This is a genomic window from Methylobacterium sp. TK31, from assembly GCF_055361545.1.
Map to the genome: position 1 here is coordinate 421,209 of NZ_CM143964.1, position 23,426 is coordinate 444,634.

At 70.7% G+C, this 23,426-nt stretch carries 22 protein-coding genes; 17 read left to right on the top strand and 5 right to left on the bottom strand.

The window, feature by feature from the left end:
• Positions 1–17: 17 nt before the first annotated feature.
• Entirely contained in the window at positions 18–2,861 is a 2,844-nt protein-coding gene (gene uvrB, locus ACXJY8_RS01910; protein ID WP_463775664.1) for an excinuclease ABC subunit UvrB, read from the bottom strand.
• 139 nt (positions 2,862–3,000) lie between these two features.
• On the opposite strand from uvrB, the gene ACXJY8_RS01915 reads away from it, so the two are divergent.
• From ACXJY8_RS01915 to ACXJY8_RS01950, 8 genes are all read left to right on the top strand, one after another.
• On the top strand, positions 3,001–4,533 hold the full coding sequence (locus ACXJY8_RS01915) for a glycosyltransferase family 61 protein (protein ID WP_463775667.1): 1,533 nt from the start codon (positions 3,001–3,003) through the stop codon (positions 4,531–4,533).
• A gap of 103 nt (positions 4,534–4,636) precedes the next feature.
• Positions 4,637–5,176, top strand: coding sequence for an ankyrin repeat domain-containing protein (locus ACXJY8_RS01920; protein ID WP_463775671.1), 540 nt, complete (start codon positions 4,637–4,639; stop codon positions 5,174–5,176).
• Positions 5,177–5,241: 65 nt separating this feature from the next.
• On the top strand, positions 5,242–7,014 hold the full coding sequence (locus ACXJY8_RS01925; RefSeq protein ID WP_463775676.1) for a pyrroloquinoline quinone-dependent dehydrogenase: 1,773 nt from the start codon (positions 5,242–5,244) through the stop codon (positions 7,012–7,014).
• Positions 7,015–7,427: 413 nt separating this feature from the next.
• On the top strand, positions 7,428–7,874 hold the full coding sequence (locus tag ACXJY8_RS01930) for a TadE/TadG family type IV pilus assembly protein (protein ID WP_463775679.1): 447 nt from the start codon (positions 7,428–7,430) through the stop codon (positions 7,872–7,874).
• Positions 7,871–9,520, top strand: coding sequence for a TadG family pilus assembly protein (locus tag ACXJY8_RS01935; RefSeq protein ID WP_463775681.1), 1,650 nt, complete (start codon positions 7,871–7,873; stop codon positions 9,518–9,520). Before ACXJY8_RS01930 ends, ACXJY8_RS01935 begins: the two co-directional genes overlap by 4 nt.
• 169 nt (positions 9,521–9,689) lie before the next feature.
• Entirely contained in the window at positions 9,690–9,917 is a 228-nt protein-coding gene (locus ACXJY8_RS01940) for a hypothetical protein (RefSeq protein ID WP_463775683.1), read from the top strand.
• Between the two features lie 130 nt (positions 9,918–10,047).
• The gene (locus tag ACXJY8_RS01945; RefSeq protein ID WP_463775686.1) at positions 10,048–10,470 is read left to right on the top strand and encodes an acyl-CoA thioesterase; all 423 of its coding nucleotides are present in this window, start codon (positions 10,048–10,050) and stop codon (positions 10,468–10,470) included.
• Complete coding sequence (locus ACXJY8_RS01950) at positions 10,467–11,639, top strand: endo-1,4-beta-xylanase (RefSeq protein ID WP_463775689.1); 1,173 nt, start codon at positions 10,467–10,469, stop codon at positions 11,637–11,639. The genes ACXJY8_RS01945 and ACXJY8_RS01950 overlap by 4 nt, the downstream gene beginning before the upstream one ends.
• A 54-nt stretch (positions 11,640–11,693) precedes the next feature.
• On the opposite strand, the gene ACXJY8_RS01955 is transcribed toward ACXJY8_RS01950, so the two are convergent.
• Positions 11,694–12,602 (bottom strand): alpha/beta hydrolase, encoded by a 909-nt coding sequence (locus ACXJY8_RS01955; RefSeq protein ID WP_463775692.1) that lies wholly within the window; start codon positions 12,600–12,602, stop codon positions 11,694–11,696.
• Between the two features lie 113 nt (positions 12,603–12,715).
• Positions 12,716–13,678 carry a lytic transglycosylase domain-containing protein gene (locus ACXJY8_RS01960; protein ID WP_463775695.1) on the bottom strand — a complete coding sequence of 321 codons (963 nt, stop codon included), beginning with the start codon at positions 13,676–13,678 and terminating at the stop codon, positions 12,716–12,718.
• Between the two features lie 137 nt (positions 13,679–13,815).
• On the opposite strand from ACXJY8_RS01960, the gene ACXJY8_RS01965 reads away from it, so the two are divergent.
• The 4 genes from ACXJY8_RS01965 to ACXJY8_RS01980 all read left to right on the top strand — a co-directional run bounded on the left by ACXJY8_RS01965 (position 13,816) and on the right by ACXJY8_RS01980 (position 17,375).
• Complete coding sequence (locus tag ACXJY8_RS01965; RefSeq protein WP_463775699.1) at positions 13,816–15,444, top strand: ABC transporter ATP-binding protein; 1,629 nt, start codon at positions 13,816–13,818, stop codon at positions 15,442–15,444.
• 11 nt (positions 15,445–15,455) lie between these two features.
• The gene (locus ACXJY8_RS01970; RefSeq protein WP_463775701.1) at positions 15,456–16,676 is read left to right on the top strand and encodes a phosphopentomutase; all 1,221 of its coding nucleotides are present in this window, start codon (positions 15,456–15,458) and stop codon (positions 16,674–16,676) included.
• A gap of 20 nt (positions 16,677–16,696) precedes the next feature.
• Positions 16,697–16,888, top strand: a complete 192-nt coding sequence (locus ACXJY8_RS01975; RefSeq protein WP_463775704.1) for a DUF1192 domain-containing protein — start codon at positions 16,697–16,699, stop codon at positions 16,886–16,888.
• Positions 16,889–17,042: 154 nt separating this feature from the next.
• Entirely contained in the window at positions 17,043–17,375 is a 333-nt protein-coding gene (locus tag ACXJY8_RS01980) for a hypothetical protein (RefSeq protein ID WP_463775708.1), read from the top strand.
• Between the two features lie 27 nt (positions 17,376–17,402).
• Here ACXJY8_RS01980 and ACXJY8_RS01985 read toward each other — a convergent pair whose 3' ends face one another.
• Positions 17,403–18,497, bottom strand: coding sequence for a helix-turn-helix transcriptional regulator (locus ACXJY8_RS01985; protein WP_463775715.1), 1,095 nt, complete (start codon positions 18,495–18,497; stop codon positions 17,403–17,405).
• Positions 18,498–18,807: 310 nt separating this feature from the next.
• Between ACXJY8_RS01985 and ACXJY8_RS01990 the strand changes: the two genes are divergently transcribed.
• From ACXJY8_RS01990 to ACXJY8_RS02010, 5 genes are all read left to right on the top strand, one after another.
• Entirely contained in the window at positions 18,808–19,449 is a 642-nt protein-coding gene (locus tag ACXJY8_RS01990; RefSeq protein WP_463780292.1) for a TetR/AcrR family transcriptional regulator, read from the top strand.
• A 100-nt stretch (positions 19,450–19,549) separates the two neighbouring features.
• Complete coding sequence (locus ACXJY8_RS01995; RefSeq protein ID WP_463775719.1) at positions 19,550–20,005, top strand: DUF2852 domain-containing protein; 456 nt, start codon at positions 19,550–19,552, stop codon at positions 20,003–20,005.
• 182 nt (positions 20,006–20,187) lie between these two features.
• Positions 20,188–20,829, top strand: coding sequence for a uracil phosphoribosyltransferase (gene upp / locus ACXJY8_RS02000; protein ID WP_055951992.1), 642 nt, complete (start codon positions 20,188–20,190; stop codon positions 20,827–20,829).
• 77 nt (positions 20,830–20,906) lie between these two features.
• Positions 20,907–21,917 carry an NAD(P)H-quinone oxidoreductase gene (locus tag ACXJY8_RS02005; RefSeq protein ID WP_463775723.1) on the top strand — a complete coding sequence of 337 codons (1,011 nt, stop codon included), beginning with the start codon at positions 20,907–20,909 and terminating at the stop codon, positions 21,915–21,917.
• Between the two features lie 131 nt (positions 21,918–22,048).
• A complete protein-coding gene (locus ACXJY8_RS02010; protein WP_056222648.1) occupies positions 22,049–22,351 on the top strand; it encodes a hypothetical protein in 303 nt (100 codons plus the stop codon).
• 25 nt (positions 22,352–22,376) lie between these two features.
• Here the strand turns inward: ACXJY8_RS02010 and ACXJY8_RS02015 are convergent, their stop codons facing one another.
• Positions 22,377–23,258, bottom strand: a complete 882-nt coding sequence (locus ACXJY8_RS02015; protein ID WP_463775725.1) for a 3-hydroxybutyryl-CoA dehydrogenase — start codon at positions 23,256–23,258, stop codon at positions 22,377–22,379.
• Positions 23,259–23,426 lie beyond the last annotated feature (168 nt).

Here is a 23,426-nt window from a genome sequence, read left to right on the forward strand (position 1 = left end):
GCCGGCGCACCCCGCGATCAGCCGCGCTTGCGCCCACCTCCGCCCTTGTATTTCGGCTTCTGGCCGCCGAGCCCCTGGGTCGAGCGGGCCTTCGGCCGCTCCTGCCAGACGGGAGCGCCCACGGGCAATTCGCGGTCGGTGCCCGGCCCCATGTTGTCGAGGGTCGGCTTCGAGATGCGGCTCTGCTTGGCGCCGAAGCGCCCGGCCTCGCGCTCGACGTCGCCCTGGCGGGCCATGGGATCGTCCGAGACCAGCAGCTCCGTGGCCTGCAGGCGCTTGAGCTCGTCGCGCAGGCGCGCGGCCTCCTCGAAGTCGAGGTCGGCGGCTGCCGTGCGCATCCGCTTCTCCAGGTCGGCCATGACCGCCTTGAGGTTGTGGCCAATGGTGACGGCGTTCTTGGCGAGCCCGGTATCGACTTGGACGTGGTCGCGCTCGTAGACGCTGTCGAGGATGTCGGCGATGCCGCGCTTCACGCTCTGCGGCGTGATGCCGTGCTCCTCGTTGTAGGCGAGCTGCTTCTGGCGGCGGCGCTCCGTCTCGGCCATCGCCCGCTCCATCGAGCCGGTGATCTGGTCCGCGTAGAGGATGCAGCGGGCATCCGCGTTGCGGGCCGCGCGGCCGATGGTCTGCACCAGCGAGGTCTCGGAGCGCAGGAAGCCCTCCTTGTCGGCGTCCAGGATGGCCACGAGGGCGCATTCCGGGATGTCGAGGCCCTCGCGCAGCAGGTTGATGCCGATCAGCACGTCGAAGGCGCCGAGCCGCAGGTCGCGGATGATCTCGATGCGCTCCAGGGTGTCGATGTCCGAGTGCATGTAGCGCACGCGGACGCTGTTCTCGTGCAGGTATTCGGTCAGGTCCTCGGCCATGCGCTTGGTCAGCGTCGTCACCAGGGTGCGGTAGCCGGCCTGGGCCACCTCCCGCACCTCGCCGAGGAGGTCGTCGACCTGAGAGCGGGCCGGACGCACCTCGATCACCGGGTCGACGAGGCCGGTCGGGCGGATGACCTGCTCGGCGAAGACGCCGCCGGTCTGCTCCATCTCCCACTTGGCGGGTGTGGCCGAGACGTGGATCGATTGCGGGCGCATGGCATCCCATTCCTCGAACCGCAGCGGGCGGTTGTCGAGGCAGGAGGGCAGACGGAAGCCGTACTCGGCCAGGGTCGCCTTGCGGCGGAAGTCGCCCTTGTACATGCCGCCGATCTGCGGGACCGTGACGTGGCTCTCGTCGGTGAAGACGATGGCGTTGTCGGGCAGGTACTCGAACAGGGTCGGCGGCGGCTCGCCGGGCTTTCGCCCCGTCAGGTAGCGCGAATAGTTCTCGATGCCGTTGCAGGCGCCGGTGGCCTCGATCATCTCGATGTCGAAGGTGCAGCGCTGCTCGATGCGCTGCGCCTCGATCAGGCGGCCCATCTTGGTCAGCTCGTCGACCCGCTGCTTCAGCTCGGTCTTGATGCCCTTGACCGCCTGCTGGAGGGTCGGGCGCGGCGTGACGTAGTGCGAGTTGGCGTAGACCTTCACGAACTTCAGGTCATTGATCTTCTTGCCGGTGAGCGGATCGAACTCGGTGATCGACTCGATCTCGTCGCCGAACAGGCCGATGCGCCAGCCACGGTCCTCCAAGTGGGCGGGCCACAGTTCGATCACGTCGCCGCGGACCCGGAAGGTGCCGCGGGCGAAGTCCGACTGGATGCGCTTGTACTGCAGCGCCACGAGGTCGGCGATCAGCTGGCGCTGCTCGATCTTCTCCTCCAGCGACACCGTGAACGACATCGCCGTGTAGGTCTCCACGGAACCGATGCCGTAGATGCACGAGACCGAGGCGACGATGATGACGTCGTCGCGCTCCAGCAGGGCGCGGGTCGCGGCGTGGCGCATCCGGTCGATCTGCTCGTTGATCGAGGATTCCTTCTCGATGAAGGTGTCCGAGCGCGGCACGTAGGCCTCGGGCTGGTAATAATCGTAGTACGAGACGAAGTACTCCACCGCGTTGTCGGGGAAGAAGCTCTTGAACTCCCCGTAGAGCTGCGCCGCCAGGGTCTTGTTCGGCGCCAGGATCAGGGCCGGCCGCTGGGTCTCGGCGATGATCTTGGCCATCGTGAAGGTCTTGCCGGAGCCGGTGACGCCCAGCAGCACCTGGTCGCGCTCGGCCTTGCGCACGCCGTCCACCAGCTCGGCGATGGCGCGGGGCTGGTCGCCTGCCGGCTCGAACTCGGATTTCAGCGTGAAGGCGAGGCCACCCTCGGATTTCTTCGGCCGGTCCGGCCGGTGCGGCACCCAGGTCTTGCCGTCCCGGAACAGCGGATTGCCCTCGGTGAGGAGGCGCGAGAGCGCGTCCACCGTGGCGGAGACGCCGTCCGTAGCGAGCGACGTGTCGCCGTCCTCCGCCAATCCGACCGGGTCCGCGCCCTCCGGGACCGGACCGTCCTCCGGCGCACGCAGGCCGAGGGCCTGGGCGAGACGCGGGTCGACGTCGGCCGCCTCGCCATGGGCGTAGGTCGCCTGCGCCGCCTCGCCGAAGCCCATGCCGGAGTTCTTGTCCGGAGCCGCCGGCGCCTGGGTCGCGGCCGCGGGAGGCCTGGCGCGTCCGCGCGCCGGCTTCGGCTGGCCCGGACGCGGCGGGGCCGGCGGCTCGACCGGCGGCAGGCGGTTCCGGTTCAGCGCTGGGCTGAGCAGCGCGGCCAAATGCTCGTCGAGGGGTTGGAGTTCCGGCTTCGACGCCTTCGAGTTCGGCGTCCGCGGTGCGGACGCCTTGGTTCCGGACGTCTTGGTCCCTGCACCCTTGGAATTCGCGACGTTCCTGTTCAGAACCTCGGCGTCAGGAGCTGGGTCGGAGGCGGCGCGTGGCTTCTTCGGAGTCGGCATGCTGCAAGTATGGTTTCTACCAGCCGCTTGGGAAAGGGTGCGCCGGAGCCGGATCGGGTCCCGACTTCGCTCAGCCGGGGCGGGGGACGCCGCACGGGGCGATTTATCGCGCCTCGCCACGGTTCCGGCCGTCCTCGCCATGGCGATTCGGCCAAGCGCGATCCTGGTCCTGAGCGACCACCTCGATCCGGAACTCGAGGCGTTCGGCCGGCGCTTCATCGCGGCACCGATCTGTCTCGCCACCGAGAATCCAGACCTTTCGGCAATGGCTCCGGCGGGCATGGAGGTGGCCTGCGGACGCTTCGCCGACCGCCGCTGGCTGCGGACGCTCGCCGCTGTGCACGGGCCGAGCCTGATCATCGATCAGCGCACCGGCGCCGACGCCGCGCGGGCACGCGCCTTCGTCCTCCTCTACCCGGCGCTCGCGCGCGGCGGCGTCTACGCGATCCGGGAGCCAACGGGGCTGCGGGCACGCCTGTCCACCTTCGGTCGCATCGCACGCGCCCTCCGCCGGCGGCTCGCCGCAGCCGGCGGGCCTCCTCTCCACCGGGGCGGCTACCGGATCGTCGGCAAGCCGGACGGGGTGCCCCGGCCGATCCGCCTGCGTCACGCGGCCGAGATCCCGGCGCCTCCGGCCGTTCCGGTCGATGCGCCGCGCTACCGCCGGGCGACGGCCGAGCTGATCGGTGCGCCGCCGCGGATTGCGGCGTTCGCGGCGCAGTTCTCCGGTTCCGAGGCGACGCCGCCCGAGGCGCGGGTCTACCGCTTCCCGGACGCACTCGTCTTCGGCTCCGCCCTGGTCCAGGTGGGCGACGCCCTGGTCGAGGAGAGCCTGATCAATCGTGACCGCGCCGGCTATCTCGGCGCGCTGGCGCTGGCGCCCGACGGCACGGGCACGGTGCACCACACGCTCCCGCGCCCGCGCCGGATCGCCGGCCGCACGGTGCATCTCTGGCAGCTCTGGGCGGAGAATTACGGGCACTGGATCATCGAATGCCTGCCACGCCTGCACGTGGCCGCCCGAGCCGGCCTTCTCGACGGCGCGAAGGTCACCGTCCAGGCCATTCCGTCGATGGCGGCGCTGTACCGAGAGTCCCTCGAGGCCCTCGGCATCGGCGCGGACAGGATCGTCTGGATGACCCAGCGCGAGGTCCTCTTCGAGGAGCTCGTCTATCCCACCCCGATCACCCTGCAGCCGATCACCAAGTCGCCCCTCGTCATCGATGCCGCACGGGAGCTCCGAGACCGGATCGGACCGCCTCCGGAGCCCCTGCCGGAGCGGATCTACGTCAGCCGCAACCGCAACACCCGCCGGCGGCTCGTCAACGAGGCGGAGGTCGTCGCCGTGCTGGCGGAGCGCGGCTATTGCACCGTGCACCCGGAGGAAGAGTCCTTCGTGCGCCAGGTCCAGATCTTCGCCGCCGCACGCTTCGTGATCGGCGGAATGGGGGCCGCCCTCAGCAACCTCGCCTTCTCCGAGCCGGGCGTGCGCTGCCTGATGCTGACCAACCAGGACATGCTCGACGACTTCTTCCTCGACCTCGCCGGCCTCGTGGGCGGCAGCTACGTCTCGATCCACGGCGACAGCGTGGCGCCGGACCTCGGCATGCAGTCGGACTACGCGATCCCGATCGCGGTCCTGCGCGAGACCCTCGACCGGCATGGGTTCTGAACGACGGCACGATCGAGATTCGCGTCTCGGTTCCTCGACACCGGGCCGAACGGAGCTAGGTTCCGGGCGGGATCACTGCCGCATCCCGAGACCGGACGCACCGATGGACTCCGAGAGCCCCCCGAAACCCGAACTCGACGCCGAGACCCTGGCCTTCGCGGCCCGGGTCTTCCAATACGCCCGCCTGGGCCATGCGGAGGACCTCGCGGAGCTGTTCGGGCAGGGCCTGCCGGCCAACCTGCGCAACGACAAGGGCGACAGCCTGCTGATGCTCGCCGCCTATAACGGGCAGGCCGAGGCGACGCGGGTGATCCTGGAGCATGGCGGCGACCCCGAACTCGCCAACGACCGGGGCCAGACGCCGCTCGCCGGCGCCGCCTTCAAGGGGGACGTCGCCATCGTCGGCCTGCTCCTCGCCCACGGTGCCCGGGTGGACGGCACCGGAACGGGCAGCCGCACGGCGCTGATGACGGCAGCGATGTTCAACCGCACCGAGATCGTCGACCTGCTGCTCGCCCACGGTGCCGACCCGGATTTCCGGGACGCCTCCGGCCAGACCGCCGCGTCCCTGGCGGAATCCATGGGGGCGGCCGACACCCCCGCCCAGCTCGCCGGGGCGACGCGCCCGGGCACAACGGGCTGAGCCGGCGCGTTCCCGTCCGAAGATCTGCTGCGGATCGCCCGGTCACGGGGCGACCCAGGTGAGGAATGCCCATGTCGAACACGTTCCGCCGCGGCCTGGCCGCGTTCCTGATCGCGAGCCTGCCCGGCGCGGCCCGGGCGGCCGACGACTGGCCGATGTTCGGGCGCGACCACACCAACCAGCACTTCTCGCCGCTCACCACGATCGACCGGGGCAACGTGAAGGCCCTGCGCCCGGCCTGGATCTTCCAGACCGGCATCACCGGCTACTTCCAGGCCGAGCCCGTGGTGGTGGACGGGACGCTCTACGTCTCGACCACCCAGAACCACGTCGCCGCCCTCGATGCCCGCAGCGGGCGGGTGCTGTGGACCTACACCCACAAGGCGCGCACCGAGAAGATCTTCGGGCCGCCCTCGAACCGCGGCGTCGCGGTCTCCGGCGGCAAGGTCTTCGAGGCCACCATGGACGGGCGGGTGATCGCCCTCGACGCCGCCACCGGCAAGGTCCTGTGGGACCATGAGGCCGTGCGCCCGGAGGAGGGCGAGTCCGAGACCGCCTCGGCCCTGGCGGACACGCTCGGGGCCGGCACGGTCCAGGGCTCGAGCCGCCTCGGCTTCAAGATGCCGCCCCTGGTGGCCGACGGCCTCGTCATCGTCGGCGTGGCCGGCGCGGGCTACGGCCTGCACGTGGAGGACGCCAAGGGCGGCCTCGACGGCGGCGCGGTGGTGGGCATCGAGGGCGGCTATGGCCGCCGCGGCTGGCTCGCCGCCTACGATGCCGCCACGGGCGCCGAGCGCTGGCGCTGGTACGTCACGAAGGCCGACGGCTGGGAGGGCGCCTTCTCCGCGACGACGCCGGACGGCGTGCCCCTGCACCGGGACATCGCCGCCGAGAAGGCCGCCGCCCCGGCCCATCCGGAGGCCTGGCGGGTGGGCGGCGGCTCGCTCTGGATGACCCCGGCCTACGACCGGGATTTCGGGCTGATCTATGTCGGCACCGGCAATCCGGCGCCGCAGAACTTCGGCCTCTCGCGGCCGGGCGACAACCTCTACACCATGAGTCTCGTCGCCCTCGACGTCCGCACCGGGCAATTGCGCTGGTACTACCAGCAGGTGCCCCACGACGAGTGGGGCTACGACGTGGCGAGTCCGCCCTTCCTCCTCGATCAGCCGACGCCGGAGGGGCCGGTCAAGGCGGTGGCGCAGGGCTCGAAGACCGGCTGGCTCTACGTCCACGACCGCAGCACCGGAAAGCTCCTGGCGCGGTCCGAGCCGCTGATCGCACAGAAGAACCTCTACGCCCCACCGACCGAGGCCGGCACCGTGGTGAGCCCGGGTCCGCTCGGGGCGATCTCCTGGCATCCGGTGGCCTACGACCCCCGCGGCGGCACCGCCTTCGCGCAGGTCCGCCACGGAGCGACCACCTACGTGGTCAGGACCGTGCCCGCCGCCGGCGACCGCCCGGCGATCCGCTACACCGAGACCACCGAGGCGAAGGGGGAGCCGAGCTTCAGTACCCTCACGGCTGTAGATCTCGCCCGGGGCGGGGCGATCAAGTGGACCGTGAAGGGCGGCAGCCGCCTCTCCGGTGGGACGCTGGCCACCGCCTCCGGCCTCGTTTTTTCTGGTGAGGAGGATGGCCACCTCGATGCCCACGACGCCGAGACCGGCGCGATCCTCTGGCGGTTCCAGTGCGGGGCCGGGATCGGTGGGCCGCCGATCACCTATGCGCTCGACGGCAAGCAATACGTCGCGGTGGCGGCCGGGGGTGCTTCCTTCACCAAGGGCTCCGGCTTCGGCACCGGCGATGCGCTGGTGGTGTTCGCGCTGCCGGATTGAGCGGCCCGGCCGGGGCGAGCGGTGGAAGCCGCCGAGCCCGGCCGCGCGCATGATGCAGGATCGCGACGCGCGGCTGCGCGTGCACGCGACGGTGCGACGCGGTCCAGCCCGACAACCGTCGATTATCGTACAAAAGGTTCCTGTCTTTTACGGATCTGGTCACTATGTCGCAGATCGCGGCGAAGCAATGCAATCCTGCGGCGAGCCGCGGTGAATTTAAAATATGATAAGATTATAATCCAGGTTGTAGAGCGCGGTTGCGGAGCCGGCCGTCCGCGCACCGGCGCAAATATTCCTTTCTTACCGTCATAGTTTTCCGGCGCTTCCGAATTTTGGCGGAAAGATTCCATTATAAAATCGGTGTGATCGTCGCGTAATCCGAAGAGATCGGAGGGCGAGTCGGAGGCTCGGCGATGCGAAACGTCGACAATCATACAATGATAACGAGTCGAATTCTTTCAGAGCAAGACGGTAACGCCGCAATCGAGTTCGCGTTGATCGTTCCAGTATTGCTGGCCCTTTTCGCCGGTATGGTCGCCTTCGGAATCTACCTCGGTGCGTCGCACAACCTGAAGCATATCGCCTCGGAAGCGGCCCGTGCCTCGATCGCCGGCGTCAGCGACCAGGAGCGGATCGACCTCGCCCGCCGGCGGGTCGCGGACGCCCTGACCAAGGGGGCGATGTTCAAGCCCGGCACAGTGCTGGTGTCGGTCGGACCGAACCCGGCGGATGCGTCCCTCTTCACCGTGACCCTGACCTTCGATGCGAAGTCGCTCGGCTTCTCCGGGTTCTCGGGCCTGATTCCCCTGCCGCCGGATCTCATCCAGAGCACGGTGAACGTGCGCCGGGGCGGGCTATGATCGGCCGCATCGCACGCGACGAGCGCGGCGCCGTCGCGATCTTCACGGCTCTGGCCCTCTCCACGCTCCTCGCCGCGACGGCGATCGGCGTCGATTACGGGGCGATGGTGGTGGCCCGCCGCAAGGCGCAGGGGGCGGTCGATCTCGCCGCGACCCTCGCGGCGTCCGATCCGCAGCGCGCCGACCTGCTGGCACGCCAGTCCCTGGCCGATAACGGCTTCGGCGCCGAGACGGTGATCAAGGTCCAGCCCGGAATCTACGTGGGCGATGCCAAAGTCCCCGTCGCGGACCGCTTCGTCCCCAACGCGGCCGCGCCGAGTGCCGTCCGGGTGGATCTGCGCACGCGGACGCCGACCTTCTTCGCACCCGCAATCGGCTTCAAGCGCGACGTGCAGATCGATGTGCGCGGGACCGCGGCCTCGGCGCGGTTCGCGTCCTTCAACATCGGGTCCGGGTTGATGCGCCTGGATGCCGGCGTCATCAACGGCCTCTTCGGCGCGCTGCTGGGCAAACCCGTCTCCCTGTCGGTCAGCGACTACGAGGCGCTGGCGGCGGCGCAGGTCGACGGGTTCCGCGTGCTCGACGCCCTCCAGCCCACGCTCGGTCTCAAGGTCGACAACTACAACGACGTGGTGGCGGCGAACGCGACGCTGGGACAGGTGCTCTCGGCGCTGCAGTCGGTCGCGGCCGCGACGGCGGGCAACGGCGCCGCCGCAGCCGCCCTCGCGCAGTTGAGCGGCGTGGCCCGGGGCGTCGGCGGCACGGTCCGGCTCGGCCAGATCATCGATCTCGGCGATTCGGCGAGCCTCGCGCCGGGCACTGGGGTGAAAGGACCGTCGATAGGCCTGATGGACACCCTGTCGGCCGCGCTCATGGTCGCCAACGGCGATCGCCAGGTCTCGGCCGATCTCGGCGCAAACGTGCCGGGCCTGCTGCGAACGCAGGTCACCCTGGGGATCGGAGAGAAGCGCCAGAGTTCCGGCTACGTCCAGCCCGGCAGCGCCAAGGCCACGGTGACGACGGCGCAGATCCGGCTTCTCGTCGAGGCCAGCCTGACCCTGCCCCTGGATCTCGGCACGCTGCGGCTGCCGCTCTATGTTCAGGTCGCGAAGGCGCAGGGCCGCCTGCGTTCTGTGACATGCCCCTGGTCGAGCCGACAGGGCCGCCAAGTCGTCGTCGACGCCCAGACCGGTGTGGCCGATCTCGCGGTCGCCGACATTCCGAAGACGCTCCTCGATCCGAATGCCCGCACCCCGGACCTCGATCAGCCGGCGACCCTGCTGCGGATTGCCCCCGCGCTGTCGGTCACCGGCCGCAGCCGCCTCACCCTGGGCAGCCCGGCGGCGCAGTCCGTGACCTTCAGCGACGACGACATCACCCGCCACACCGTCCGTTCGGTCTCGGCCACCGGATACGCGCAATCCCTGACCGGTCGGCTGATCGGCGACCTCGACCTGCAGGTGAACGGCGTCGGCCTCCTGGCGCCCGGTCTCGTCAAGAGCACGGTCGCGACCGCGCTCGCCGGCGTGACCCCCGCCCTGGACAAGGTCCTCGACAACACGCTGCGCGTTCTCGGGCTCCGCCTCGGCTACGCCGATCTCGCCGTGGAAGGCACGCGCTGCGACCAGGCCGTGCTGGTCCAGTAGGGCGGCCACGGCCGTACCGCCTGCGGGGTTTCGGTCATGCATGCGGTCCGACGGCCCGAACCCGACGTTCGGCCGGCGAAGGCCCGGACGGCCCCGGGGCCGGTGCCGCAAACCCGACGGTCAAAGCTTTCACATCCGACCCATTCATCGAAACCGCGACGGGCGCGACATGATCACGACCAATACCGGATGGATCGACCATCTTCTGGCCCTCAACCGGCACATCATGGCCGCCGAGCAAAGTCTCAGCCGGCAGGCGGGCCGCATCATCGATGCCCTGGAGATGCACGAGGACATCGCCGACAAGGAGGAGACCTTCGTCAGCTACCGCGCGCACCTGCAATGCCTACGCCAGATGCGCGACGCGATGCTGGCCGGGACGCGGGCCGTCGACTGACGGCAGCCCGTTACAGGCGGGGCCGGCCGTGTGGGCGGGCGGTCGCTCGCCGGAGCGCGGCCGGGTATGAGACGGAACGGGTTCGGCGCGCGCCTTGCGTCGGGCCCGGCGCAACCAGAGACCGTTCCCCATGACGACCGACGCCCCCGAACCGCGCCAGCCCGAGGACCGTGGACCGCCGGTGGTCCGCACCATCGCGATGCCGGCCGACACCAACCCGGCCGGCGACATCTTCGGCGGCTGGCTGATGGGGCAGATGGATCTCGCCGCCGGCAACATCGCGGCCCGGCGCTCCCGGGGCCGCTGCGCCACGATCTCGGTGGAGGCGATGACCTTCCACCGCCCCGTCATCGTCGGCGACGAGGTCAGCATCTATGCCTGGATCGTGCGGGTCGGCCGCACCTCCATGGGCATCCAGGTCGAGGTCTGGCGCCGCGAGCGCGAGGGCGAGGAGACCATGAAGGTGACGGAGGGGCTGTTCACCTTTGTGGCGATCGGCGCGGACCGCCGCCCCCGGGTGATTCCGCCGGAGCGCGAGACCGTAGGGGCGTGAGCCGAAGCGGGCCCTCCCGCCGGGCCGTCCTCGCCGGCGCCCTCGGCCTCGCGGCGAGTCCCGCCTTCGCCAGGAGCCCCGGCGCGACTGGAGGCCCCGCCTCCGCCGGGTCGCCATCCTGGTCCGCCGACAGCCTCCAGGCGGCGGCCGCGCGCAAGGGCCTGGCCTATGGCTCGGCGGTGAACGGCGTGACCCTGCGGCAGGACCCGGCCTATGGCCGGGCGCTGGCGCGGGAGGCCGGCCTCCTCGTGTCCGAGAACGCGATGAAGCTGACCTATGCCTGGCGCGCGCCGGATGCCCTCGACTTCACCTATGCGGACGAGGTGGTGGCCTTCGCGGAGGGCAACCGCCAGCGCCTGCGCGGCCACACCCTGGTCTGGCACGAGCGCCTGCCGGCCTGGGTGGCGGCCCGGCTCGCGACGGGGGAGGGCGAGGCCTTCCTGCGGCGCTGGATCGGCGCCATGGCCGGGCGCTATCGCGGCCGCATCGAGGCCTGGGACGTCGTCAACGAGATCTGCGGGCCCCAGGACGGACGCGCCGACGGGCTGCGGCGCACGCCCTGGCTCGAGGCGCTGGGACCGGGCTACGTCGATCTCGCCTTCCGCATCCAGCACGCGGTCGCGCCGGACGCCGCTGGGGTCTGGAACGAGAACGATCTCGAGCTCGACGCGGACTGGATCGACCAGCGCCGCACGATGGTGCTGCGCACCCTCGAGGGGATGCGCCGGCGCGGCGTGCCGATCCGTCGCCTCGGCCTGCAGGGCCACCTCTACGCCAAGCACCCGCTGAACCAGGAGAAGCTCCGGCGCTTCCTGCGGGAGGTCGCCGGCCTCGGCCTTGCCATCGAGATCACGGAATTCGACATCAACGACCGGACCTACCCGGCCGATCTGGCGGCCCGCGACCGGGCGGTGTCCGACCTCGCCCGACGGTTCCTCGACGTGGTGCTGGACGAGGCGGCCGTGCTCGACGTCCTCACCTGGGACATCACCAACCGCAACAGCTGGCTGAACACCAATCCGGAGCGCCGGCGCGCCGACGGCCTGCTCCAGCGCGCCCTGCCGCTCGACGAGACCTTCGCCCGCACGCCGCTCTGGTCGGCGATGCACCGGGCCTTCTCGGAGGCGCCGGACCACCGCCGGGCGCGAGAGGCACTGCGCGGCGCCTGAGCCCCTCGAGCATTTTCGAGCGCGGTGGATGCCGGCTCGCGTGAAGACGATGCCCTAGTGGGAGGTCATCCGCGCCTGCTGCGGCCGGTCGCCGGCATGCTGGCGCAGGAAGGCCGCCATCTCGGCGAGTTCCGGCGCCTTCGAGCGGAAAGTCACGGACAGCACCAGAAGCGTATCGGCGTGGTCGAGCCCGGCATAGATCCGCTCCTGCACCGGCACCCGGGCGGCGCGCAGGCGGGCGGCGAGGTTGCGGGTGTTGGAGGGCCGCACCGTGGTGTCGCCGTCGCCGGAGGCGAGGAAGGCCGGCGGCGAGTGCGGGCCCGCGAAGGTGATCGGCTGGGTCGCGGCCTTGTCGGGCGCCTCGCCGAACAACTCCGTGGCGGTGCCGGCATCGAGGGGCAGGAAGTCGTAGGGTCCGGACAGGCCGGCCACGGCGCGGACCACGCGGGGGTCGACCCCGGCCCGGCGCAGGTAGGCCGGGTTCAGACCCAGCATCACCGCGTTGTAGGCGCCCGCCGAGTGGCCCGCGAGGACGATCCGGCTCGGGTCGCCGCCATAGGCGGCGATGTTCTGCTCGACCCAGGCCAGGGCCTGGGCCCCGTCGTCGAGGAAATCGGGGAAGCGGACCTCCGGATAGAGCCGGTAATCCGGCAGCACCGTCACGAAGCCCTGGGCCGCGAGGGCCTGGCCGACGAAAGCGTAATCCTCCTTCGAGCCGTTTTTCCAGGAGCCGCCGTAGAAGAACACCAGCACGGGCGCCCCTGCGGAGCCGGCCACGGGGGTGAAGACGTCCAGGCGCTGGCGCGGATGGGCGCCGAACGCCGCGTCCTTGAGGCTGAGGCGGCCGCCCTGGTCGCGGGGCCCGATCGCGTCGAAGAAGGCGAGGGGCGAGCAGGCCGTGATGCCGAGCGCGACGAGCGCGAGACCGGCGAGGCTGGCAAGGACGGCAAGAACCCGGGTCATGCAACTCTCTGTTGGGGCGCGTCCCCCCTGTGACAGGGCTGGCGCGGCGGATTCATGGCGCAGTTGGGGTTTCTCGGGGCCATCGCGACGCTTCGGACCGATCGGCCTCCCGATCAGGTTCTGAGCACGAGGCAGGCCCCTCCGACCTGGCGGATCCGGCCGCACAGGCCGTCGGCGGCCTCGCGGCTCTGGGCCGGGATGCGGATGCGGTAGAAGGCGCGGGTGCCGCGGCTGCGCAGGCGGGTGCCGATGATCATCGGACGAACATCGCCGATGACGCTTGTGTAGAGCTTCCGTGTCCGGGCGAAGCTCTGCAGGGCCAGGGACTTCGAGAAGTTCCCGGCGAGCTGGATGCCCCAGGGCGCCGCCGGTCCCTCGTTGCCGCCAAGGGCGAAGCGGTCGCCGCGCGACGGAATGCGCAGGGCTGCCGTCACCTTGAGGCAGCTCATCTCGGTCTCGGGCTTGGTCTCGGGTCCGGCCCCGGCCTCCTTGCCCTCGAGGTTCTTCTTCGAAGCGTCCTTCGCGGGCGCATCCTTCTTCGGTTCCTCGCCCTCCGGCATCTCCACCGCCGCGCCCGGGCGCCAGGCCTCGGCGGGCGAGCCGGTGATCGCCAGCACGTAGTTGCGGGTTTCGGTGGGCAGGCCGCCGGTGCCCGCGAGCCAGGCCGAGACCCGGCCGGGCCCGCCGTTATAGGCGGCCGCGGCGAGGCCGAGATTGCCGAACTGCCGGTTCAAGTCGGCGAGGAGATGGGCGGCGTGCGGGATCGCCTGCTCGGGGTCGAAGGGATCGGTGAGGCCGCGCTCGCGGGCCGTGCCGGGCATGAACTGGGCGACGCCCTGCGCACCGACGGGACTGACCGCGCCGACGCGGAAGGCGCTCTCGCGCCAGATCAGCCGCGTCAGGAACGGCACGGGCAGGCCGCGCGCCCGGGCCGACCCCTCGATCAGCCGGCACAGGGCCTGCTCCACCGTCTCGGTCGCGCCCTCCGCGGCGGCGCGCGCGGGCCGCGGCGCGAAGCCGACCGCGAGACAGAGGATCAGGAGGGTGGCGGGGAGGCGGCGGCGGAATGGGGTCACGGGCGGGTTGTAGAGCGCCCGCGCCGCCGATCAATTACAAAGGCCGCCGCCCGCGGCGCATCGGCGTTCGCCGATCCCGGATGCCCACGCTATAACCCATGGGGCGACAACCTCCGCCGCGCTCGGAACATGCCGCGATGCCCGAAACGCTCCTCGACGTTCAGGACCTGTCGGTCGCCTTCCGCTCGCGGGAGCGCGAGACCCGCGCCGTCGATCGCGTCAGCTTCAGCATCGCCGCCGGCGAGACCCTGGCCCTCGTCGGCGAATCCGGCTCGGGCAAGTCGGTCACCGCCCTCTCGATCCTGCGCCTCCTCGACGGGAGCGCCACCCATCCCGGCGGCCGCATCCTGTTCAAGGGCGCGGACCTGCTCACCCTGCCGGAGAAGCGCCTCCGGGGCATCCGCGGCGCCGACATCACCATGGTGTTCCAGGAGCCGATGACCTCGCTGAACCCGCTGCACACCATCCAGCGGCAGATCGGCGAGGTGCTGGAGGTGCATCGCGGCCTGTCGGGCCGCAAGGCGCGGGCGCGCATCCTCGAGCTGCTCGAACTCGTCGGCCTGCGCGATGCCGAGCGGCGCTTGAACGCCTACCCGCACGAGCTCTCGGGCGGCCAGCGCCAGCGCGTCATGATCGCCATGGCGCTGGCCTGCGAGCCGGACCTCTTGGTGGCCGACGAGCCCACCACCGCCCTCGACGTGACGGTGCAGGCGCAGATCCTGACCCTGCTGGCCGACCTCCAGAAGCGCCTCGGCATGGCGATGCTGTTCATCACCCACGACCTCGGCATCGTGCAGCGCATCGCCGACACCGTCTGCGTCATGCTCGCCGGCCGCATCGTGGAGGCCGGCCCGGTGGCGGAGATCTTCGCCCGGCCGCAGCACGACTACACCCGCCGCCTCCTGGCCTCGGAGCCGAAGGGCCGGGCCAACCCGGTGCCGGCGGATGCCGCGCACCTGCTGGAGGCCGGCCCCCTCAAGGTCTGGTTCCCGATCCGCGAGGGCCTGCTGCGCCGGACCACCAGCCACGTGAAGGCGGTGGACGGCGTCTCCCTGCGGGTCCGGGCCGGCGAGACCGTGGGCGTCGTCGGCGAATCCGGCTCCGGCAAGACCACCCTCGGCCTCGCGCTGCTGCGCCTGACCGGATGCGAGGGCCCGATCGTCTTCCTCGGCCGCTCTATCGCCGGCCTTCCGCCCGCCGCGATGCGGCAGGTCCGCCGCGACATGCAGGTGGTCTTCCAGGACCCCTACGGCTCGCTCTCGCCGCGCATGACGGTGGCCGACATCGTCGCCGAGGGGCTGGTGGTGCAGGGCGCGGTCAGGAACCGGGCCGAGCGGGAGGCGGTGGTCGCCAAGGCGCTCACCGATGTCGGCCTCGATCCGGCGACCATGAACCGCTACCCGCACGAATTCTCCGGTGGCCAGCGCCAGCGCATCGCCATCGCCCGCGCCATCGTGCTCAAGCCGAAATTCGTCGTCCTCGACGAGCCGACCTCGGCCCTCGACCGCTCGGTCCAGGCCCAGATCGTCACCCTCCTGCGCGATCTCCAGCGCGAGCGCGGCCTCGCCTACCTCTTCATCAGCCACGACCTGAAGGTGGTCCGGGCCCTGGCGAACTACGTCCTGGTGATGCAGAACGGCCGCGTGGTCGAGGAAGGCCCGGCCGAGGAGATCTTCGCCGCGCCGAAGACCGCCTACACCCAGGCGCTGTTCGCCGCCGCCTTCGATCTCCAGAGCGACGCCGTCGCCGACCCGATCCCGGCCTGAGCGGAAGCCCCATGGCACGCGCCTTCCTCATCGTGCTCGACTCCGTCGGCATCGGCGGCGCCCCGGATGCCGAGCGCTACGGCGATGCCGGCTCGGACACGGTCGGGCACATCGCCCATGCCTGCGCCGAGGGCCGCGCCGACCGGGCGGGCTTGCGGCAGGGTCCGCTGGCCCTCCCGAACCTCGCCCGCCTCGGCCTCGGCCTGGCGGCGAAGGGCGCCACCGGAACGGTGCCGCCGGGCCTCAATTTCACCGGGGCGCCGGCCGGGGCCTACGGCCACGCGGTCGAGACCGCCGCCGGAAAGGACACGCCCTCGGGCCATTGGGAGATCACCGGCGTTCCGGTGCGGGAGCCCTGGGGCTACTTTCCCGTGGCGGTGCCGACCTTCCCGGACGAACTCACGCGGGCGCTGATCGCGCAGGCCGGCCTGCCCGGCATCCTCGGCAACCGCCACGCCGCCGGCGTCGCGATCATCGACGACCTCGGCGCCGAGCACGTCCGGACGGGCATGCCGATCTGCTACACCTCCGCCGACAGCGTCTTCCAGATCGCCGCGCACGAGGAGAGCTTTGGTCTGGAGCGCCTCTACGCCACCTGCCGGATCGCCCGCGAGCTCTGCGACGCCTACCGGGTCGGCCGGGTCATCGCCCGTCCTTTCGCCGGCAGCGCCGCGGACGGCTTCCGGCGCACCGCCAACCGTAAGGACTACGCGGTGGAGCCGCCGGGCCGGACCTTGCTGGACGTGCTGGATGGCGCCGGCCGCAGCGTCGTCAGCGTCGGTAAGATCGGCGACATCTACGCCCATCGGGCGACGGGCCGGGAGATCAAGCCCGGCGGCAACGCCGCCTGCCTCGATGCGGCCCTCGCGGCCTTCGCGGGTATGCCGGAGGGCGGTCTTGTCTTCCTCAACCTCGTGGATTTCGACACCGAGTACGGCCACCGCCGGGACGTGCCGGGCTACGCCGCCGAACTCGAACGCTTCGATGCCCGCCTGCCCGAGATCCGGGACGTCCTCCGCCCCGGCGATCTCTGCGTGATCACCGCCGACCACGGCAACGACCCGACCTGGGGCGGAACCGAGCACACCCGCGAACAGGTTCCCGTGCTGGCCTTCGGCCCCGGCCTCGCGCCCGGACCCCTCGGCCGGCGCGAGAGTTTCGCCGATATCGGCGCAACCCTGGCGCACCACCTCGGGGTGGCGCGGCTCGATGCCGGGACATCCTGGCTCTGACGGACGACGAGGGGACCATCATGAGGGACGACGACGACCGCCCGACACGGCAGGCGATCGCGCACCGGGTCGGCGAACCGCTCGACACGTTGTCGGTCGAGGATCTCGAGGAACGGATCGCCCTCCTGCGCACCGAGGTCGAGCGCCTGGAGGCGGCACGGCTCGCCAAGAAAGAGGCGCTCGAGCGGGCGGGCTCGCTGTTTCGCCTGTGACGGCACGGGGCCGAAGGACCGAGCTTGCGGGGCCTGCTATGAAGGATTTGTGACAAATCCCGCGTTACGGCGAAGGAATCTTCACTCTCCCCCAAATGGGGGATGAACCCCTCGCGCCCCCGCGCTTCACTGTCGCAGGGATCAAGCAGCGAGGGTGGTCATGCTCGAGAGGTGGACGATGGCACCGTGGATGCGCCGGCGGCTCGCACGACATGTGGAGCGTGGGACGAGCGATCGGGTGATCGCATGCCTGATCAGTCCGGCGCCGACGGCGTTTCCGGGCCAGGGTCTGCAGGATCAGACTCTGCCGGGTCAGATTTCCCCCGCCCGACGCCTGTCCGACGCGACGCCGACCGACGAGGTGCTGCCCGGCGAAGTCCGGCGGGTCCCCGATCTCGGCGATCCGTCCGCCCGGTACGATCTCTCGAACGTCATCCTGTTCCGCGCCCTCGCGGCCCCGCGCCCCCGCGTCCAGAACGCTCGCTGAAGACTTCGAGCTTCCCTGAAGGCGGAGTCACCGCACCAGGCTGAAGCCGGAGATCAGGCGCGCCAGGTCGACCTGGCGGGTGACGCCGGTCTTGGCGAAGATCGCCTTGACCTGACTGCGGATGGTTTCCTGGGCCACGCTCTGCTGCGTGGCGAGGATCGAGATGGTGGCGCCGTCCGCGATGCCCCGCGCGATGCGCGCCTCGGCGGCGGTGAGGTCGAACAGCCCCGCCAGGAGTTCGGTGCCGGGGACCGGGCGCGGCAGGACCGGCGCGGCGACCATCAGCAGGGTGCCGCCACCGAAGACGTCCTGGGCGAGGCCGCGCATGGGCAGCAGGTGCATGACCATCGCGGGATCGTCGCCGTCCGCCGGGATCGGGATCGACCGCGCCGCCTGCGCCCGCCGCCCGGCGATCACGTCCGCCAGCAGCGCGTCGGCTCCCGAATGGGCGAGACTCACCCGCTCGCGATGGTCCCGCACCACGCGCGGGACGAGGCCGGCAAAGCCCACATTGCGGTCGTGCAGGCGTCCGTTGGCGGACAGGACCGCCGCGGGCAGGCCCATCACCTCCAGGGCGGTCACCGCCGCCCGCGCGCGTTCCAGCTTCAGCCGCGCCGAGACCAGCGCCGCCCGGCCTAGATGCGGGCGGAGGGTATCGAGAATCCCGGTCGCCGCATGGGGCACCGGGCCGTCGGCGTAGCGACGCTCGATGCTGAAGATCAGCGTGTCTCCGGTGCTGAGTGGGCAGGCGGTGGCGACGCCCCAGCCCAGGCCGCGCGGACGCAGGAACTGCTGGATCAGCACGTCCTGCTCCAGCTCCTCCGCGGTGTACACGTCCTCCTCGCGGATGAAGCCGGCATGCCGGGCGCCGAGGAGCTTGGCCGTCCGCTGTCCGGCGCTGGCCCAGCCGCCGGAGGCGAAATCCGCCATGACCTGATCGAGGGATTCCGAATTGATCCAGCGGTGCGATTCGAGGTCGGCGGCAATCAGCACGGTGCCCTGGGCCCCGGCGATCTGCGCCAGCCGGTCGAGCACCGCCGGCCACAGCTCGGGCAGCACCGCGGACTCGTAGATCAGGTCCGTCAGGGCCTCGAACTCGTCCTGGCTCGATCGATCTCCCATCGATCCCCCACGGCACCCGGCCCGCATCCACATGTTTCTGAATCGTTAATACCATGCGTTCAAAGCAAGGCTTGCGGCAAGGTGGCCGGCGGCAAATTCGCGTGATCTCACTAGCGGATACGGCGATCGGAGGGCTGCACGGCGCCGGGCCGGTTCGAAATGCACCGGCCTGAGGCCGTCAAGGGACCGACCTGGGATCGGCAGGGCGCGCGAAAGCCTGTCCCTTCGTGCTAGGGGAGGGGCCGTTTGGGGGAACCTTGGGCCGATCCGGCCGGTCATGTCGATTCGGAGCCGGGACGAGGAGTTTGGGGTGCGGCACTGGCGCGAAGGACCGGGCGACCGGCGAAGCTACCACCACGGCAACCTCAAGGAGGCGCTGATCGAGGCCGCGCGCCGCTTCATCGCCGAGCGCGGGATCGGCGGCTTCACGCTGGTGGACGCCGCGCGCCTGGTCGGCGTCACGCCTGCGGCCCTCTACCGCCACTTCCGCGGCCGGGAGGCCCTGCTCGAGGAGGTTGCCGGCCGGGGCTTCGCCGACCTCGCCGAGCGTCTCGCCCGGGCGCTGACCGCGAAGGGCACGCCGCTCGAGCGCTTCACCCGGATGGGCGAGGCCTACCTCGCCTTCGCCGAGGAGGAGCCGGGCTACTACGCGGCGATCTTCGAGACCCGCGGCCTCGCCGCCGCCGTGCCGAACGAGGTCGCGAGCCCTCGGCCGAGCCCGTTCGACCTCCTCGTCGAGGCGCTGCAATCGACCTTTCCCGAGGGGTTCGGCGGCGCGCCGCCGCGCTTCATCGCCCTGGAGGTCTGGGCGCTGGCGCACGGCCTCGCCACCCTGTCCGCCTCCGGGCACCTGCCGAGGGCGGCCGGGATGCCGGACAAGTACGAACTCCTGCGCGCCGGGGTGCTCGCCCTCGTGCACGGGGCGGCGAGCGGCGGGCGCCCGCGCGAATAAGGACCGGCGGCCGACGAGCCCTCGGGCCAGGGACCCCTTGAAAGCGTGCCCGACCATCCGCAAGTGAATGTCGTTCACATTTACATCGGAGCCGTGAGCCGTGAGCTTCTCTTCCTCTCCCTTCACCACCGGGAAGGTCTGCCGTAGCGGCCCCTTCCCCAAGCGGTCCCTGGAAATCGGCGCGATCGTCGTCGCGTTCGTCTACTGGTGGCCCCTGGCGGCCGCCTACATCGCCTGGAAGGTCGCGGGCTATCCCGCGCTCAGCGAGCTGCGGGGCTTTGCCGGCCGCGGCCTCTCATGGAACGCGGGCGCCACGCGCTCGCGCTTCGCCGCGGCCTTCGAGGCCGCCAACGGCGGCGGCATCACGGGCAACCGCGCCTTCGACGAGTACCGCCGGAGCGAACTCGAGCGGCTCGACGCCCAGCGCCGCGCCCTGCAGGAAGAGAGCCGCGCCTTCGCCGAGTTCGTCGAGGAGCTGAAGCGGGCCAAGGACCGTGAGCAGTTCGACGCCTTCATGCAGAAGCGCCGCAGCGCGGACACCACCCGCTCGGTCTGAGCGGCGGGCCCGCACCGCACCGACACGCGGGCTTCCGGCTTCGAGCCGGGAGCCCTTTTTCGTGGGCGAGACCGGAGCGAACACCCTCGCTCGGGCTGCCGCGATGCTCTAGAAAACCGGTCCCGGTCTTGCCTCGGTCTCCCCGCGCCCTGGATCGGACCTCGGCTTCATGGAGATCAGCGATGCAGGCAGCCGCCGCGACCGTCCGGGTGGTGGATCACCCCCTCGTGCAGCACAAGCTGACCCTGCTGCGCCAGCGCGAGCGCTCGACCAAGGGCTTCCGCCAGATCCTCAACGAGATCGGCATGCTGCTGGCCTACGAGGTCACCCGCGACCTGCCGCTCGAGACCGTGACCATCGAGACGCCGATCCAGTCGATGGAGGCGCCGCAGATTGCGGGTAAGAAGCTCGTCCTGGCGCCGATCCTGCGCGCCGGGGTCGGCTTCCTCGACGGCATGCTGTCCCTGGTACCGTCCGCCCGGGTGGCGCATGTGGGGCTCTACCGCGATCCCGAGACGCTGGAGGCGGTGGAATACTACTTCAAGGCGCCCTCGGACCTCGTCGACCGGACGGTGCTGGTGCTCGACCCGATGCTGGCGACGGCGAACTCCGCGGTGGCGGCGATCAACCTGTTGAAGCAGCGCGGGGCGCAGGACCTGCGCTTCGTCTGCCTGCTCGCGGCTCCCGAGGGGATCGCCCGCCTGCAGGCGGCCCATCCCGACGTGCCGGTCTGGACCGCCGCCATCGACAGCCATCTCAACGACCACGGCTACATCGTGCCGGGCCTCGGCGATGCGGGCGACCGCATGTACGGCACCCGCTGAGGCCGCCGCCCGCACGGCACGACCTTGCCAAGCGCCCGACGGGCGGCACATGACGGGGCACCCAGGAGGAGACCCCGATGACGACCAGCCTGCCCGAGACCATGCGACAGATCCGCTTCACCGGGGCCGGCGGGCCGGACGTGCTCGCCCTTGAGACGGTGCCGCTGCCGCAGCCCGGGCCCGGCCAGGTCCTGATCGAGGTCGTGGCGGCCGGCATCAACCGGCCCGACATCCAGCAGCGCGAGGGCAAGTATCCGCCGCCGAAGGGCGCCACCGAGATCCCGGGCCTCGAGGTCGCCGGCCGCATCGTCGGCCTCGGCGAGGGCGTGTCCGGCGTCTCGGTCGACGACGAGGTCTGCGCCCTGGTGATCAGCGGCGGCTATGCCGAGTTCGCCGTGGCGGAGATCGGCCAGTGCCTGCCGAAGCCGTCCTCGCTCTCGCTCGTTGAGGCCGGCGGCCTGCCGGAAAATTACTTCACCGTCTACAGCACCGTGATCGAGCGCGGCCGCCTGAAGGCCGGCGAGGCCTTCCTCGTCCATGGCGGATCGAGCGGCATCGGCTCGACCGCGATCCAGATCGCCAGGCACCACGGGGCCCGCGTCTTCGCCACCGCCGGCTCGGCGGAGAAGTGCGACTTCTGCCGTGAGCTCGGCGCCGAGGCCGCGATCAACTATCGCGAGGCCGACTTCGTCGAGGAGGTGAAGCGACTGACCGACGGCACCGGCGTCGACGTGATCCTGGACATGGTCGGCGCGCCCTACCTCGCCAAGAACCTCTCGGCGCTGGCGATCGAGGGCCGCCTCGTGCAGATCGCCTTCATGCAGGGCTACAAGGTCGACGCCTTCAGCATGACGCCGATCATGATGAAGCGCCTGACCTTCACCGGCGCGACGCTCCGGGCCCGGCCCAAGGCCGAGAAGGCAGCGATCGCCGCGGGCCTCGCCCGCGATGTCTGGCCTTTGCTGGAGGCCGGCACCATCCGGCCGGTGATCCACGCCACCTTCCCGCTGGAGGAGGCGCGCAAGGCGCACGAACTCATGGAATCCAGCGCCCATCTCGGCAAGATCATGCTCGTCACCGGCCGCTGAGGCCGGACCTCGGCGGGAACTCCGCTCTCGACCGTCGCGTTTCAGACCCGAGCAAGACTCACGAGGCCGTGTCCCCAAACCGGTGCTCGGGTCGAAACAGCGGTCCTCGGGACCGTTCAAGCGAGGATCGCATGGCAGAGAATCTACACGGTCAGGAAGCCCGGCAGGGCAAGCGCGGCAAGCCGGTGCTCTACGTTCTCGTGGCCAGCCTGGTGCTGCTCGCGATCGCGATCACCGGTCTGATGACCTGGCAGGGCGCGAATTCCCCGAAGGACTATGCCAGCCAGAGCCAGGACGCCTCCCGCCAGGAGGTCACGGGCTCGGTCAAGGGCAGCTCGAACGCCACGTCGTCGTCGAACACCGGTTCGGTGCCGGCCGCGAACCCGGCCTATCCGAGCCCGGCCCAGCCGGCCGCCAACGGCAACAAGCAGTAAGACCAATACCCCGTGCCGGTCCGCCTCAGCGGGTCGGCACGGGCGTCTCGCCGCGGTAGTCGTAGAAGCCGCGCTTGGATTTGCGTCCGAGCCAGCCGGCCTCGACATATTTCACGAGCAGCGGGCAGGGCCGGTACTTCGAATCGGCCAGTCCCTCGTAGAGCACCTGCATCACCGACAGGCAGGTATCGAGGCCGATGAAGTCGGCGAGCTGCAGCGGACCCATCGGGTGATTCGCCCCGAGCCGCATCGCCGTGTCGATGGATTCCACCGAGCCGACACCCTCGTAGAGCGTGTAGATCGCCTCGTTGATCATCGGCAGCAGGATGCGGTTGACGATGAAGGCCGGGAAATCCTCCGACATCGTCGAGATCTTGCCGAGCTTGGCGATGAAGGCCTTCGCGGATTCGTAGGTCGGATCTTCGGTGGCGATGCCGCGGATCAACTCCACGAGCTGCATCACCGGCACCGGGTTCATGAAGTGGATGCCGATGAAGCGCTCCGGCCGGTCGGTGGAGGCCGCCAGCCGGGTGATCGAGATCGACGAGGTGTTGGTGGCGATCAGCGCATCCGGGCGCAGCGAGGCGCACAGGGTGCTGAAGATCTGGCGCTTGGTCGATTCGTCCTCGGTCGCCGCCTCGATGACGAGGTCGCAGGGCGCGAGGTCGTCGAAGGTCTCGGCCGCGACGATGCGGGAGACGGCCGTGCGGCGCTGGTCGTCCGCGATGGTGCCCTTGGCGACCTGACGCGCGAGGTTGCCGTCCACCGTGGCCAGGCCGTTGTGGATGCGGGCCGGGTCGCGGTCGTTCAGGCGGACGTCGAGTCCCGCCATGGCGCAGACATGGGCGATACCGCTGCCCATCTGCCCCGCACCGATGATGCCGACCGTCCTGATATCGATGCCCATCGTCTGCACTCGCACCCTTGGGGCGGCCCTCCGTCGCGATCCGGGCCCCCCGCCCGGACGCCGAGCGCGCCCGCCTCGCTTATAACGTCCTGCGGCGGCAGCGTCCTAGAGCAATTCCATCATGCCGAGGACGCGGTCCAGGCGGGATCGGCCGGCGCAAGCGCGCGC

What these genes read in the sequence shown, in the direction of transcription:
- uvrB (WP_463775664.1), bottom strand. Translation starts at nt 2,861, where the DNA reads ATGCCGACTCCGAAGAAGCCACGCGCCGCCTCCGACCCAGCTCCTGAC.
- ACXJY8_RS01915 (WP_463775667.1), top strand. Translation starts at nt 3,001, where the DNA reads ATGGCGATTCGGCCAAGCGCGATCCTGGTCCTGAGCGACCACCTCGAT.
- ACXJY8_RS01920 (WP_463775671.1), top strand. Translation starts at nt 4,637, where the DNA reads ATGGACTCCGAGAGCCCCCCGAAACCCGAACTCGACGCCGAGACCCTG.
- ACXJY8_RS01925 (WP_463775676.1), top strand. Translation starts at nt 5,242, where the DNA reads ATGCCCATGTCGAACACGTTCCGCCGCGGCCTGGCCGCGTTCCTGATC.
- ACXJY8_RS01930 (WP_463775679.1), top strand. Translation starts at nt 7,428, where the DNA reads ATGCGAAACGTCGACAATCATACAATGATAACGAGTCGAATTCTTTCA.
- ACXJY8_RS01935 (WP_463775681.1), top strand. Translation starts at nt 7,871, where the DNA reads ATGATCGGCCGCATCGCACGCGACGAGCGCGGCGCCGTCGCGATCTTC.
- ACXJY8_RS01940 (WP_463775683.1), top strand. Translation starts at nt 9,690, where the DNA reads ATGATCACGACCAATACCGGATGGATCGACCATCTTCTGGCCCTCAAC.
- ACXJY8_RS01945 (WP_463775686.1), top strand. Translation starts at nt 10,048, where the DNA reads ATGACGACCGACGCCCCCGAACCGCGCCAGCCCGAGGACCGTGGACCG.
- ACXJY8_RS01955 (WP_463775692.1), bottom strand. Translation starts at nt 12,602, where the DNA reads ATGACCCGGGTTCTTGCCGTCCTTGCCAGCCTCGCCGGTCTCGCGCTC.
- ACXJY8_RS01965 (WP_463775699.1), top strand. Translation starts at nt 13,816, where the DNA reads ATGCCCGAAACGCTCCTCGACGTTCAGGACCTGTCGGTCGCCTTCCGC.
- ACXJY8_RS01970 (WP_463775701.1), top strand. Translation starts at nt 15,456, where the DNA reads ATGGCACGCGCCTTCCTCATCGTGCTCGACTCCGTCGGCATCGGCGGC.
- ACXJY8_RS01975 (WP_463775704.1), top strand. Translation starts at nt 16,697, where the DNA reads ATGAGGGACGACGACGACCGCCCGACACGGCAGGCGATCGCGCACCGG.
- ACXJY8_RS01985 (WP_463775715.1), bottom strand. Translation starts at nt 18,497, where the DNA reads ATGGGAGATCGATCGAGCCAGGACGAGTTCGAGGCCCTGACGGACCTG.
- upp (WP_055951992.1), top strand. Translation starts at nt 20,188, where the DNA reads ATGCAGGCAGCCGCCGCGACCGTCCGGGTGGTGGATCACCCCCTCGTG.
- ACXJY8_RS02005 (WP_463775723.1), top strand. Translation starts at nt 20,907, where the DNA reads ATGACGACCAGCCTGCCCGAGACCATGCGACAGATCCGCTTCACCGGG.
- ACXJY8_RS02010 (WP_056222648.1), top strand. Translation starts at nt 22,049, where the DNA reads ATGGCAGAGAATCTACACGGTCAGGAAGCCCGGCAGGGCAAGCGCGGC.
- ACXJY8_RS02015 (WP_463775725.1), bottom strand. Translation starts at nt 23,258, where the DNA reads ATGGGCATCGATATCAGGACGGTCGGCATCATCGGTGCGGGGCAGATG.